The organism is Streptomyces sp. P5F9 (genome assembly GCF_057961495.1).
The window spans coordinates 1-12154 of sequence record NZ_JBXVPZ010000298.1 but is presented as its reverse complement, the minus strand read 5'-3'; the positions used below and the strand labels follow the sequence as shown (position 1 = coordinate 12154).

Annotated in this window: 14 protein-coding genes; 5 read left to right on the top strand and 9 right to left on the bottom strand. The window is 70.8% G+C overall.

Annotated features, from left to right (window positions below; all coding sequences use genetic code 11):
• Positions 1–128: 128 nt before the first annotated feature.
• The 5 genes from AC31A1_RS34800 to AC31A1_RS34780 all read right to left on the bottom strand — a co-directional run bounded on the left by AC31A1_RS34800 (position 129) and on the right by AC31A1_RS34780 (position 3409).
• Entirely contained in the window at positions 129–1079 is a 951-nt protein-coding gene (locus AC31A1_RS34800) for an ABC transporter substrate-binding protein (protein WP_489657138.1), read from the bottom strand.
• Positions 1076–1747: an ABC transporter permease gene (locus tag AC31A1_RS34795; RefSeq protein ID WP_489657137.1), complete on the bottom strand. Its 672-nt coding sequence runs from the start codon at positions 1745–1747 to the stop codon at positions 1076–1078. The genes AC31A1_RS34800 and AC31A1_RS34795 overlap by 4 nt, the downstream gene beginning before the upstream one ends.
• A complete protein-coding gene (locus AC31A1_RS34790; RefSeq protein ID WP_489657136.1) occupies positions 1744–2424 on the bottom strand; it encodes an ABC transporter permease in 681 nt (226 codons plus the stop codon). Before AC31A1_RS34790 ends, AC31A1_RS34795 begins: the two co-directional genes overlap by 4 nt.
• A 62-nt stretch (positions 2425–2486) precedes the next feature.
• On the bottom strand, positions 2487–2855 hold the full coding sequence (locus AC31A1_RS34785) for a hypothetical protein (protein ID WP_489657135.1): 369 nt from the start codon (positions 2853–2855) through the stop codon (positions 2487–2489).
• Positions 2852–3409 (bottom strand): DUF4232 domain-containing protein, encoded by a 558-nt coding sequence (locus tag AC31A1_RS34780; RefSeq protein WP_489657134.1) that lies wholly within the window; start codon positions 3407–3409, stop codon positions 2852–2854. The genes AC31A1_RS34785 and AC31A1_RS34780 overlap by 4 nt, the downstream gene beginning before the upstream one ends.
• A 234-nt stretch (positions 3410–3643) precedes the next feature.
• On the opposite strand from AC31A1_RS34780, the gene AC31A1_RS34775 reads away from it, so the two are divergent.
• From AC31A1_RS34775 to AC31A1_RS34760, 4 genes are all read left to right on the top strand, one after another.
• The gene (locus AC31A1_RS34775) at positions 3644–4426 is read left to right on the top strand and encodes an ABC transporter ATP-binding protein (protein WP_489657133.1); all 783 of its coding nucleotides are present in this window, start codon (positions 3644–3646) and stop codon (positions 4424–4426) included.
• Positions 4427–4429: 3 nt separating this feature from the next.
• Positions 4430–5740: an FtsX-like permease family protein gene (locus tag AC31A1_RS34770; protein WP_489657132.1), complete on the top strand. Its 1311-nt coding sequence runs from the start codon at positions 4430–4432 to the stop codon at positions 5738–5740.
• Positions 5741–6043: 303 nt separating this feature from the next.
• On the top strand, positions 6044–6901 hold the full coding sequence (locus tag AC31A1_RS34765; RefSeq protein WP_489657131.1) for an AAA family ATPase: 858 nt from the start codon (positions 6044–6046) through the stop codon (positions 6899–6901).
• Positions 6898–8253, top strand: coding sequence for a vWA domain-containing protein (locus AC31A1_RS34760; RefSeq protein WP_489657130.1), 1356 nt, complete (start codon positions 6898–6900; stop codon positions 8251–8253). Before AC31A1_RS34765 ends, AC31A1_RS34760 begins: the two co-directional genes overlap by 4 nt.
• 27 nt (positions 8254–8280) lie before the next feature.
• On the opposite strand, the gene AC31A1_RS34755 is transcribed toward AC31A1_RS34760, so the two are convergent.
• The gene (locus AC31A1_RS34755; RefSeq protein ID WP_489657129.1) at positions 8281–8982 is read right to left on the bottom strand and encodes an SDR family oxidoreductase; all 702 of its coding nucleotides are present in this window, start codon (positions 8980–8982) and stop codon (positions 8281–8283) included.
• Positions 8983–9115: 133 nt separating this feature from the next.
• Between AC31A1_RS34755 and AC31A1_RS34750 the strand changes: the two genes are divergently transcribed.
• A complete protein-coding gene (locus AC31A1_RS34750) occupies positions 9116–10087 on the top strand; it encodes a D-cysteine desulfhydrase family protein (RefSeq protein ID WP_489657128.1) in 972 nt (323 codons plus the stop codon).
• Between the two features lie 46 nt (positions 10088–10133).
• Here AC31A1_RS34750 and AC31A1_RS34745 read toward each other — a convergent pair whose 3' ends face one another.
• The 3 genes from AC31A1_RS34745 to AC31A1_RS34735 all read right to left on the bottom strand — a co-directional run.
• A complete protein-coding gene (locus AC31A1_RS34745; RefSeq protein ID WP_393756245.1) occupies positions 10134–10493 on the bottom strand; it encodes a cupin domain-containing protein in 360 nt (119 codons plus the stop codon).
• A gap of 168 nt (positions 10494–10661) precedes the next feature.
• Complete coding sequence (locus AC31A1_RS34740) at positions 10662–11639, bottom strand: pyridoxal-phosphate dependent enzyme (RefSeq protein WP_489657127.1); 978 nt, start codon at positions 11637–11639, stop codon at positions 10662–10664.
• The coding region (locus tag AC31A1_RS34735) for a helix-turn-helix transcriptional regulator (RefSeq protein WP_489657126.1) at positions 11636–12154 on the bottom strand (519 nt) is incomplete at its 5' end. The genes AC31A1_RS34740 and AC31A1_RS34735, both read right to left, overlap by 4 nt.

The window sequence follows — 12154 nt, the reverse complement described above, 5'->3', positions numbered from 1 at the left end:
CCCATGCCCCCTTCCCCCGTGTCCTCACTGAACCACTCCTGCGCGTCGACATCGACGAGATAGACACCCATGCCCGAAAGGTACAAGCCACCACTGACAATGCCCCTGCCCCCGCCTCCGCCTCTGCCTCACTTCAGCAGGCCCTTGTCCTTCAGATACGTCCGCGCCACGTCCTGCGCCAACCGCCGCCAGCTGTCGACCTGTTGGTTCATGGAGGCGAGGTCTGCGGTGGTAAGCACGTCATTGAGTTTCCCCAGCGCCTTGGTCACGCCCTCGCTCCCCGCCCGTGAGCGGTTGACGACCGGGACGACGTAGTCGGCGTTCTGGAGGTGCTTGTCGTCGCTGAGGAGGACCAGGCCGAACTGGTCGAGAGTGGCGTCGGTCGTCGTGGTCAGCACCATCTGGTCCCGGCCGTTCCGCACCGCGCTCTTCGCCTGCGTCGTGCCGACGCCCTTCGGGTCGACGGCGGTGATGTCGATGCCGTAGGTCTTCTTCAACCCCGGCTCGCAGTACGGCCGTTGCACACACTCGTCGCCCGCCGCGAGCCGCACCCTCAGTCCCGAGGCGCCGAGGTCGCTGAGGGTCTTGAGGTGGTGTTGCCTGGCGTACGAGCGGGCCACCGCGAAGGCGTTCTGGTCGACGGCCTTGCCGGGGTCGAGGACCGTGAGGCCGCGTGGCGTGGCCAGTCGGCGCAGTGCCTTCATCGTGGTGGTGAGGTCGGGTGAGCCGACGGCCGGTGCGTCGGGGCCGTTGGTCTTGGCGTTGAGCCAGTCGGCGAAGGTGGCCGCGTACTCGGGCACGACGTCGATCTGCCCTGATTCCAGGGCGGGTTCGTAGAGTTCGCGGTTGGCGACGGTGAGCAGGGACGTCTTGTAGCCGGCCTGGTTCAGCAGGAGCGCGTACATCTGGGCGAGCAGGTCGCTCTCGGTGAATCCGGCCGAGCCGATGGTGAGGTGGTGACTGTCGCCGGGTGGTGCGGTGACGGCACCTTGGTTCTCCAGGGACGGCCCGGTCGAGCAGCCGGTGACCAGGAGGAGAAGACCGGCCACGGCCGTACGTCGCATGCGCAGTCGCTTCATCGCGCTCTCCCCGCCCACCGGGGTACCAGTCGTTCGGCGACCTCGAAGACACCCTCGACGAGCAGTGCGAACACGGCGACGAGCACCGCCCCGGCCACCACCTGTGCGGTGTTGGCGAGGTTGAAGCCGGCGGTGATGATGCGGCCGAGTCCGCCGCCGCCCGCGAGCGCGGCGATCGTGGCGGTGGCGACCAGTTGGACGGCAGCGATCCGTACGCCGTTCATCAACAGCGGTAGCGAGAGCGGCAGTTCGACCCGGAACAGCATCTGACGGCCCGTCATACCCATGCCGCGCGCGGCCCGCACCACATCGCGGTCGACCTCGCGCATGCCGACGTACGCGTTGGTGAGCAGCGGCGGTACGGCGAACAGGACCAGGGCGACGACCGTGGGCCCCTCGCCCCACTTGCCGATCGGGGTCAGGAGCAGCAGGACCAGGACGGCGAAGGTGGGGACCGCGCGGCCGATGTTGGAGATGTTGACGGCGAGCGCGCCGCCCTTTCCGAGGTGGCCCAGGACGAGGGCGACCGGCAGCGCGATCACGCAGCTGATGACCAGGCAGACGACCGTGAGGACGAGGTGCTGCGCGAGCCGGTGCCAGATACCGTCGTCGCCCGACCAGTGGGCGGAGTCGGTGAGCCAGTGCCAGGCGTCGGTCAGGGTGTTCATCCGCGCACCGCCCTCGTCCAGGGGGTGATCAGCCGTTGCACGAGCAGGAGGAGCAGGTCGGCGACGATCGCGATCACCACGCACAGCACGGACGCGGTGAGCACCTGTGCCTTGAAGTAGGTGTTCATGCCCGCGTAGATGAGGTTGCCGAGCCCCCCGAAGCCGACGATCGCACCGACCGTCACCAGCGAGACCGCCGAGACGGTGGCGATGCGCAGGCCGGCCATCGCGGCGGGGAGCGCGAGGGGCAGTTCCACGGTGAGAAGGAGGCGGATCGGGCCGTAGCCCATGCCGCGTGCGGCCCGTCGGGTCTCTTCGGGTACGGCGCGCAGGCCCGCGAGGATGTTGCGGACGAGCAGGGTGAGTGAGTAGAGGACGAGCCCGGCGACGACGAGGGTGGCCGAGAGGCCGTAGACGGGCAGGAGCAGCGAGAACATCGCCAGGGACGGGATCGTGTACAGGATCGTCGTCACCCCGAGCACCGGTCCTGCGGCCCAGCCCCAGCGGCGGGCCGCCACCGCGAGCGGAAGCGCGATCGCCAGGCCGATCAGCACCGAGATCGCGGTGAGTTGGAGGTGCTGGACGACCGCGTCGACGAGGATGTGGCGGCGGGTGCTCAGGTATTCACCGCAGATCCACTCGTTGCGGGCGAGGCAGTCGTCCGGGGGCGCGGTCACAGGTCCATTGCATCGGGCGGGGCCGGGGGTGGCGCGTTCTGGTGACCCGTACGGGCGGTCGGTCAGGGGTTCCAGTACGTGGAGAGGGAGGCGACGAAGGCCGCCGCGGACGTGAGCACCGCGAGTTGGGTGGCGGCCGTGGTCCAGAGGCGGCAGGCGATCGCCAGGGCGACGGTCACGGCCTCGACCCGGCAGAGGAAGACGACGCAGTGGTACTGGTAGGAGGAGCCCGTGGAGTCCATGACCCCTGCGTAGCCCATCCAGTCCGCGGTGAAGACGCCGTCGCTGCCGAGCAGGAGGATCACCGCGACGAGGAGGACGTCCAGGCCGACGAGCAGCCCGCACGCGATGGCGTCGGCTCGTCGGTGTGCGCGCCCGCGGCGCAGAACGCGCTGCGGGAAGCCGTCGGCAGGGGTGCTCCGGTCCGTCATCGGGTGCCTCCGGCACTACGCCACGGTCCGACGCCGAGCCTGCCCGTCGTCCCGAGGTCGAAGCCGCCGTCCGGTGACAGGAGGACGGGCAGAGCCCCGGACCGGGCCGCGACCGTCAGATACGGCAGGTAGGCCGCGGTGTCGAAGCCGGTGGTGGTGTCGCGCCACAGCAGACCGGCGGAGGCCCGCTCCCCGGGGGCCAGCGTCACCGCGTCCGACGGGGCGTCGAATCCGGTCACCGCGGCGATACCGCCGCTGCCGTGGGTCACCGACACGCCGGCGACGTGCTGCTGGTCGCGGTCGAGCAGCCGGATCTCGGGGTAGCCCTCGACGCGGTAGGCGCGGGTGCCGCAGTTCTCCAGGGTGAGGTCCATGGCGCGCAGGCCCATCGCGGGGTTCACCGGTCCGGCCGTGACGCGGATGCCCTCGTGCGGACAGACCGGGCCCGGCTTCGACAGTCCGGCGGCGGGATCGTCGTACGCCATGTCCGCGACCGTCCAGATGAAGGCCCCGGCGAGGAGCCCCATCACCGCGACCAGCACGGTGTCGTACACGCCTCTCGGCATCCTTCTCGGCATCCGGAGAGTCGATCAAGACGGGGGCGGAACCGCTGTGGCGGAAGCCATACCTCCGGTCACAGCCCTGTCACAGCATCCCCTGAGAACCCGGCCTCGGGGGTGTCGCTGAGTACACCCCGCGATACGGGTTCTGCGCCCAATGTGCGCAACCGGCTCTCTCCGTAGCGTCGTTGGTGAGGCACAGGGCGTGCCGCACGGAGGGTGATGGCGATGTTTCGCACCGCACGACGGACGCACGACAAGGGACCCGCCGCCGAGGCACTGCGGCTGGTCAAGGTGAGCAGGACCTACGGCCGTGACGACAGTGCCGTGACCGCCCTGGACGGGGTCACGCTGAGCCTGGAGCGCGGGACGTTCACGGCGGTGATGGGTCCTTCGGGGTCCGGGAAGTCGACGCTGTTGCAGTGCGCGGCGGGGCTCGACCGGCCGGACAGCGGGATCGTGATGGTCGACGGCGCGGAGATGACGGGCGGGAGCGAGGCGGAGCTGACGCGGTTCCGGCGTAGTCGGATCGGGTTCGTGTTCCAGCAGTACAATCTCCTCGACACGCTCACCGTCGCGCAGAACACCGTGCTGCCCCTGAAGCTCGCGGGGCGGCGTGTCGACCGGCGGCGGGCACAGGAGGTGCTGGCCTCGGTCGGTCTCGGCGACCGGCTCGGTCACCGGCCCGACCAGTTGTCCGGCGGTCAGCGGCAGCGGGTCGCCATCGCCCGCGCGATGATCACCGAACCCCGGGTGATCTTCGCGGACGAGCCGACCGGCGCTCTGGACACGCGCAGCGCGCGGGGGGTGCTGCTGCTGTTGCAGGAGGCGGTGCGGGTGCACGGCCGGACCGTGGTGATGGTGACGCACGACCCGGTCGCGGCCTCGTACGCCGACTCGGTGGTGTTCCTCGCGGACGGCCGGCTGGCCGGACGGATGCACGCGCCGACCGTCGACGCGGTCGCCGAGCGGCTCGCGCACCTGGGCGACGACGTGACGGCGGGGGTGTGAGCGATGTTCGTACTGGCGATGCGCTCGATCCGGCAGCGGCCGGGGCGGTTCCTGGCGACTCTGCTGGCCGCGTTCCTGGGCGCGGCGATCATCATGACGTTCAACTCCCTTCAGGACACGGCGAATCGGCACGGCATCGACTCGGTCAGCGCCGACACTCTGTCCACGTCGGCGAGTGTCGTCGGGGGCTACGGCACCCTGCTGGTGTTCTTCGCCGTCGCGTCGACACTGACCGTCAACGTCCGTCAACGGTCGAGGGAGTTGGAGACCCTCCGCTGCTCGGGGGCGACCCCGGCGCAGCTCAAGCGGATGGTCGTGGGTGAGGCGGTGGCCGTCGCGCTGCTGGGTGCGATCCTCGCCGTCGGTCCCGCGATGCTCGGCGGACGGGCCCTGCTCGGAGCATTCAAGGACAGCGGTCAGGTAGCTCGCTCCGTCGACTACACCTTCGGCCCCTTCGCCCTCCAATCGGGCCTGGGAATCACGCTGTTGGCCGCCGCGGGCGCCGCGTTCCTGGCCGTACGGCGGGCGACGCGCGGGCAGCGGCGGCAGGGCCGGGCACGGACGTTCCTCGCCTACGCCGCGCTGGTCGCGGGTGTGGTGTCGGTGACGTCGACCTTCGCCTTCTCCGCCACGGACGCGGCGTTGATGGCGGCCCCGGCGTACGGCGCGATCCTGCTGTCGGTCGGCCTCGCCCTGCTGGCACCACGTCTGCTGAAGGCCCTGCTCGACCGGCTCCAACTGACGGGCGCGAGCGGGTGGTTGGCGGTCCGCAACCTGCGTGAGCGGGCCGATCAGCTCGCCGGGATCCTGATGTCGCTGATCCTGTTCACGGCGGTGTCCACGGCGACGCTGTACATGCAGGCGGTGGAGAGCGACGCCGTGCGGGCCTCGGGCCTGACGAAGTCGGTGGACGCGAAGAACCTGGAGACCCTCAACTTCACAGTCGTCGGCATCATCGTGGTCTTCGTCTGCGTGATGCTGGTCAACTCCCTCTACGCGGCGACGACTTACCGCGCCCGCGAGTTCGGCGGCCAGCGCCTGGCGGGCGCGACTCCGGGGCAGGTGCTGCGCACGGTCGGCACGGAGACGGCGATCCTCGCGATCACCGGCATCCTGACCGGCACGGCGGCCGCACTGGCGGGCATCATCCCGTTCACCATGGTCCGCACCCACTCCGTACTTCCGCACCAGGGACTCGGAATCTGGCTGACGGTCGCAGCGGTGGCGGCGACGGTAACGCTGGGCACAAGTCTGCTGACGGCCCGGCGCGTGCTCCGCACACCAGCGGTGGAGGCGGTGGCACTGGCCGCGTGAATACGACGGACGTTCCGGTTGGATCCGGTCGGGCCGCACTGGGCCGGGTTCGGCCGGTTCGGTTGGGGCAGTCGCTACGGCGGCTGCCCCCTCCTCGCGTCTACGCAGGCCGCACCAAATCCGCCGGGTTCGGCCATGCCCTGCCGTGGCCAGACTCCGAGGTTACCGCACCGAAAGGAACAGGAAACCGATCGGTATACAAGCTTGCGCAGGCGCCTGGTCCCGGGTGACAGTGAAGCTGAACAAGCGCTTAGATATGTTGGCTGCGCACCGACGCACCACTCGCGATCCGCCGGAGGCCCCGTGTTCCGTTCCGTCGACGAAGTCGCCGCACGCCTCGCCGAGACCGGCTACCTGGCGTCACCCGCGGTCGCCACGACGGTCTTCCTCGCCGACCGCCTGGGCAAGCCGCTCCTCGTCGAGGGCCCGGCCGGCGTCGGCAAGACCGAACTCGCCAAGGCCGTCGCCGAGGTCGCCGGCGCCAAGCTGGTCCGCCTCCAGTGCTACGAGGGCGTCGACGAGTCCCGGGCGCTGTACGAGTGGAACCACGCCAAGCAGCTGCTGCGCATCAGCGCGGGCCGCGACGAGAGCTGGGACGAGACCCGCACCGACATCTTCAGCGAGGAGTTCCTGCTCCCCCGCCCGCTGCTCACGGCGATCCGCGGCGACGACCCGAAGGTCCTGCTGATCGACGAGACCGACAAGGCGGACGTCGAGGTGGAGGGTCTGCTGCTGGAGGTGCTCAGCGACTTCCAGGTCACCGTCCCGGAGCTGGGCACGATCACCGCTTCCCGCCGCCCCTTCGTGGTCCTCACCTCGAACGCGAGCCGCGAACTCTCCGAGGCCCTGCGCCGCCGCTGCCTGTTCCTCCATATCGGCTTCCCCGACGAGGAGTTGGAGCGTCGGATCGTACGGCTGAAGGTGCCGGGCCTCGGTGCGGCGCTGGCCGAGTCGGTGGTCCGGGTGGTCGGCGCGCTGCGCGAGATGGAGCTGCGGAAGGTGCCGTCCGTGGCCGAGACCATCGACTGGGCCCGCACCCTCCTGGCGCTCGGCGCCGACACCCTCGACGAGACGGTCGTACGGGACACTCTGGGCGTACTCCTCAAGCACCAGGACGACATCCTGAGGGCGGCGGCGAAGCTCGACCTGGACGCGGTGTGACCGCCGCCGGTGTCACCGAGCGGCTGACGGGCCTCGTCGGGGCGCTGCGCGCACACGGTCTGCGCATCGGCACCGGCGAGACCGTGGACGCGGCGATGGCCATGGAGGCGCTCGGCTTCACGGACCGTGAGCTGCTGCGCGAGGGACTGGCCGCGACGCTGCTGCACGGGACGGCCCAACGCCCGGTGTTCGACCCGGTCTTCGACCTCTACTTCCCGCGCGGCGTCGGAGCACCGCAGGGCGAGCCCACCAACCGCGAGGACCTCCGCGACCGGCTCGCGGCAGCGCTGGCTGCCAACGACCGAGCGCTGATGGGGCAGTTGGCGGCGGAGGCCGTCGACGGCTTCGGCGGATACGGCAACTCCCCCACGTCGGACGGTTGGTCGTCGCACCAGACCCTGGAGTGGCTGCGACCGCAGACGCTGCTGGCCCGGGTGCGCACGAGCATCCGGGCGGAGGGTGGGCAGTCCGGGTTCACCGACCGGCTGCTCGACGACGAGATCCGGCAGCGTATCGAGGGGTTCCGGCGGCAGGTCGCCGTGGAGGCGCGGCGCCGGGTCGCCGAGCGGCGCGGCCGCGATGAGATCGCCCGGCGCGCGATCGCGCCGACGGCCGACCGCGTCGACTTCCTGTTCGCCGGACGGGCCCAACTGGCCGAACTGCGCAGGGCGGTTCAGCCGCTGGCCCGGAAGCTGGCCACCCGTCTCGCCGCGCGCCGCCGCCGCGCCTCCCGGGGCACGATCGACCTCCGCCGCACCTTGCGCGGCTCGCTGTCCACGGGCGGGGTGCCGATGCGGCCGGTACTGCGCCGGCGCCGGCCGGTCCGGCCCGAACTGGTGCTGCTGTGCGATGTGTCGGGCTCGGTGTCGGGCTTCTCCGACTTCACGATGCTGCTGGTGCAGGCGCTGCACGACCAGTTCAGCAAGGTGCGCGTGTTCGCCTTCGTCAACCGCCTCGACGAGGTGACGCCGCTGCTCGTGCACGGCACGGCCGACCCCGAGGGCCTCGGCACCCGCATCCGCGACGAGGCCACCCTCACCGGCTGGCACGGAAGCAGCGACTACGGCGTCGCCCTGGGCGAGTTCGCGGAGCGGTACGGCGACGCGGTCGGCCCGCGTACGACCGTGTTCGTGCTCGGTGACGCCCGCACCAACATGAGCGACCCGAACCTCCCGGCCGTCCGGCAGATCACCCAACGGGCCCGCCGTGTCTACTGGTTGAACCCCGAGCAGCGCGCGCAGTGGGGCACCGGCGACTCGGCCGCACCCGAGTACGCGGAGCTGGTCGAGATGCACGAGTGCCGGAACGCGCAGCAAGTCAGCGCGCTGGTCGGCCGGTTGCTGCCGATCTGACGGTCAATCCGAAGGCCCCCGGTCGGGCTAGGCCGCCAACTGCGGGTACAGGGCGCCGCCTTCGGCGGAGAGCCCGGCCTTGACCTGGCGGGTCAGGTCGTCGGCCAGTACCTCGAAGGCGCCGGACTCGATGCCGTCGAGGGCCTGTGCGGCCACGCTCTCGGGAGTGGACTTGGGCGCGTCGACGTGTGCGGCCATGTCGGTGTCGACGTAGCCGACATGCAGTCCGGTGACGTCGATCCCGCGGGGCTTCAGGTCCAGGCGCAGGGAGTTGGTCTGTGACCAGAGGGCCGCCTTGGAGGCGCTGTAGGAGCCGAGGACACCGAGCCACGACAGCACCGAGTGGACGTTGAGGATGTGGCCGCCGCCGTTGCGCTCGATGATCGGCACGAAGGCGCGGGTGACGAGCAGGGGGCCGTAGAAGTTGGTCTCGAACTCGCGGCGGACGTCCTCGACGGGCGAGTCCAGGAAGTTCGCGTTCACGGACGCGCCGGCGTTGTTGATCACGATCGTGACGTCCTGCGCCCGCTCTGCCGCCGCCGCTACGGAGGCGGGGTCGCTGACCTCCAGGGCCAGCGGCACGGCGTCCGGGTGCGTGACGGTCTTCGGGTCACGGGCGGTGGCGTAGACCTTCTTCGCGCCGCGCTCGTACAGCGCCTCGACCAGCGCCCGGCCGATGCCGCGGCTGCCGCCGGTGACGAGGACGACGGAACCTTCGATGTTCGTCATGGGGATCTCCTGAGCTGAGACGAAGAGACAGGGAAACCGATACGTTTCCTTATCCAGGCCAGAGTAAACCGATCGGTTTCCATGAGCAAGCCCGCCGGCGGATCGGCCGCCGGAACGCGCGATGATGTACGCCATGAGCGACCCGCACAGCGACCCGCACGTGGAACTGGCCACCTTCCCCACCCCCGTCGAACCGGCCCCGGGACTCGCCACCGCGATCGGGCTCGGCTCTGACGACCTCTGGATCAAGCGCGACGACCTCACCGGCCTCGGAGGCGGCGGCAACAAGATCCGCAAGCTGGAGTGGACCGTCGGCGCGGCGCTCGCCGAGGGCGCGGACACCCTGGTCACCACAGGCGCCCCGCAGAGCAATCACGCCCGTCTGACCGCGGCCGCCGGAGCGCGGCTGGGTCTGGACGTGGTGCTGGTGCTGCGCGGATCGCCGGGTGTGTCGCGCTCGGGGAACCTCGCCCTCGCCGGACTGTTCGGCGCGCGGATCGCCTGGGCGGGCGATGTGGACCAGGCGGGACTGGACGCGGCGGCGGCCGAGGTCTGCGAGCAGCTGCGCAAGGCAGGCGCCGGCCCCGCACTCATCCCGTTCGGCGGGTCCAGCGCGCTCGGGGCGCGCGGCTATGTGCGCTGCGGCGAGGAGTTGCGCCGACAGCTCCCCGATCTCCGTACCGCCGTCGTCGCGCTCGGCTCGGGCGGCACGATGGCGGGGCTGGTGGTCTCGCTCGGTACGGAGGCGGTCCTCGGGGTCGACGTGGGCGCACTGCCCGAACCGGCCCCCGCCGTAAGCGAGTTCGCGGGACTGGCCTCACCCGAGGGACTACGGGTACGACGGGACCAGATCGGCGGCGGCTACGCCACGCTCACCGCACCCACCGCCGAGGCCCTTACCCTCGCCGCCCGCACCGCCGGGCTCGTCCTTGACCCGACGTACACGGGACGCGCGATGGCCGGCCTGATCGCGGCCGTCCAGGACGGCGACATCAGGCCGGGCGAGCGGACCGTGTTCGTGCACACGGGCGGGCTGCCGGGTCTGTTCGGGCATACGGAGGCCGTCGCGTACGCCGAGGGGCAGGTCGTCCGGTACGAGGCGTGACGTACGCGCCCGGCGGGTGCGGTGCCGCCGGGCGCGTACGGATCGGTCACTTGGCCTTCGCGTAGTCCGTGGCCATGGCACCGGCGAAGTCGTACACGATCACCTGTTCATCGCCGACGACCCAGGCGTCGTGCCCGGGCGGGCAGACGAAGACGTCGCCAGGGCCGACTTCACCCTCGCCTCCGTCGTCCATACGGAGATGCATGCGCCCTTGGACCACGTAACCGTTGTGATGGATCTGGCAACTCTCGGTGCCCGCGATCGGAGCCACCGACTCGGACCAGCGCCAGCCCGGTTCGAAGGTACCCACGGCGAAGTCGAGTCCGCTGAGGTGCACGGCTTCGAGGTGGCCGCTGGGGAAGTCACGCCGCTCGTCCGGCTTGTCGACCGTCTTCACTTCCAGCATGACGGCTGCCTCCATTCCGGCCGCGCACAGCACGGCCGGGGCCGGTCTCCGTCTCCCGGCATCCTTGAACGGCACCGGCGCTCCGGCGGGGGCCGTGCCCCACCCCTCCATCGTCTTCCTGTCCACCCGAGAGCGCCAATCGGGGGAACCCTCAGATGCGGGACGGAGTCATGAAGAGCCGCTCGCGCACAACAGGGCGAACCGCTCGCTGTCGATGTTGCCACCCGAGACGATCATCCCCACCCGGCTCGGGAGTTGGCCCGCGCGCCCGGCGAGGAGCGCGGCCAGTGGGGTGGCACCGCTGGGTTCGACGACGATCTTCAGCCGCTCGAAGGCGAAGCGCATCGCGTCCTTGATCTCCTCGTCGCTGACCAACGCGATCTCGTCGACCAGTCGTTGGTTCACAGAGAAGGTCAACTCGCCCGGCGTATCGGCTGCTTGGCCGTCGGCGATGGTGCGCGGCACCGGGATGGACACGCGTCGGCCCGCCTCCAGGGACCGCTTGGTGTCGTCCCCGGCCTCCGGTTCGACGCCGATCACCCGGGTGCGCGGATGCAGCCCCTTGACGGCGGTGGCCGTCCCGGCGATCAGCCCGCCGCCGCCCACGGGCACCAGTACGGCGTCCAACTCCCCCACTTCCTCGACGAGTTCGAGTGCCGCCGTGCCCTGTCCCGCCATGACGTGCGGATGCTCGTAGGGCGGAATGAGGGAGAGTCCACGCTCGGCGGCCAGGGCTTCGCCGATGGCGACCCGGTCGCCGCTGTAACGGTCGTACGTGACGACCTCGGCGCCGTATCCCTCGGTGGCGGCCCGCTTCGAGGCCGGGACGTCCTCGGGCATGAGGATCACCGCGGTGGTGCCGAGTTCCCGGGCGGCGAGGGCGACGGCCTGGGCGTGATTGCCGGAGGAGTAGGCGGCGATGCCCCGCGCGAGTTGCCCGGGCGTCAGCCGGGAGGCCGCGTTGTAGGCGCCGCGGAACTTGAAGGCGCCGATCCGCTGGAAGTTCTCGCACTTCAAGTGCACCTCGGCGCCGACGAGTTGGTCGAGGGTGCGCGAACGCAGTACCGGTGTGCGGTGCGCGACGCCCTTGATCTGGGCGGCGGCGCCGAGGACGTCGTCGAGGGTGATGGGCGGTGGGGTGGTCACGCGGCTCCTCCATCGGAAGCGGGATCGGAAGTGACGGGGGTGCCGGTCGCGGCACGCGCCTGGGCGAGGTAGCTGTAGGCGGAGGCCCGGGAGATACCGAGCCGGGCGGCGACCTGCTCGATGGCCCGGCGCACGGCGAACACCCCGTGCTCGTCGAGACTGCGGAACAGCTCCAGCCGCTGCGCGCGGTCGAGTTGGACCCAGGTCCGTCCTCGCCGCAGCTGATGGGCGTCGACGATGGCCTCGACGACGGAGTCGATGTCGTTGCCGAAGGTGGTGGTGGCCGGCGCCTGGGCCGCAGCACCACCGCCGATCCCGGCAAGCAGTGCCTGCGCCTGCTGTACGACGGTCACGTCGACGTTGACGCAGAGCGCGCCGAACACCGCGCCCGTGGAGTCCCGCAGCACCATCGTGGACGACTTCAGCTGTTGGCCGCCCTTGGTCCGGGTGAGGTAGTTCAGCTCGTCGACGGCCTCGTCCCCGCGCGCCAGCATCCGCAGCCCGATCTCACTCAT